This is a genomic window from Nguyenibacter vanlangensis, assembly GCF_013376155.1.
Lineage (GTDB): Bacteria > Pseudomonadota > Alphaproteobacteria > Acetobacterales > Acetobacteraceae > Gluconacetobacter > Gluconacetobacter vanlangensis.
In genome coordinates this window covers 1-763 of the sequence record NZ_JABXXP010001053.1, presented here as the reverse complement: position 1 = coordinate 763, position 763 = coordinate 1, and the positions used below count along the sequence as shown (strand labels likewise).

Below are 763 nucleotides of genomic sequence, written 5' to 3'. Positions count from 1 at the left end.
CGCGGCGTCGCCGCCGTCCACGGCGCGGGTGGCGGCGAGCCCGCGCACGCCGAAGGCGAGCTGTCCGTCGGTCATGCGGGGATTGTCCTTCTTGATCAGGGCGTTGCCGATTTCCGGCGCGCGCAGATAGTCGCGCCATCCCGCGAGGGAGGCCGCCACGAAATCCGCCGTCAGCGAATCGTTCGCCGCCGCGAAGGCGCGCGTGGTCAGCAGCGGAGTGCCGTAGGGCGGATAGCCGATGGCGGCGAAGGGGAAGAAGCGGACGGGGACGCCGTGCAGCGCGGCCTGGTACGGCTCGGAGGAGGCATAGGCCTGCACCGCCATCGCCGGGTCGTGGAAGAAGGGCTGGAGATTGAAGGTATAGGCGCCGAGCTGGGCGTCGCTGAACCCGTAGCGGGCGCGCAGCCAGGGCCAGAAGGTGGCATGGGCGGTGCCGGCGATCAGGATCGGGTGGCCGCGCAGCATGGCCAGGGCGGTGACGGATTCATGCGTCATCAGCCCCTGCTGGTCGTGCTGGAAGGAGGCCGCGACCGTGAGCAACGGCATGCCGGCAGCGATGCCGCGCAGGGTCTGGAAATCGTACCCGGTGGCGAAATCGGCCTGGCCGGCCAGCAGAAGCTGCATGGCGTTGACCTGCGGGCCGCCCATGGCGATGCGCACGTCCAGCCCGCGATCGGCGTAATAGCCGCGGGCCAGGGCCTGGTAGAAGCCGCCGACCTCGGCCTGCGCGAACCAGGACAGCACCAGCCGGACCGGCGTGCCC

1 protein-coding gene is annotated in these 763 nt (G+C 70.9%); it reads right to left on the bottom strand.

The window, feature by feature from the left end:
- On the bottom strand, positions 1-763 hold a 763-nt coding region (locus tag HUK84_RS21155), incomplete at both ends, for an ABC transporter substrate-binding protein (RefSeq protein ID WP_246285818.1).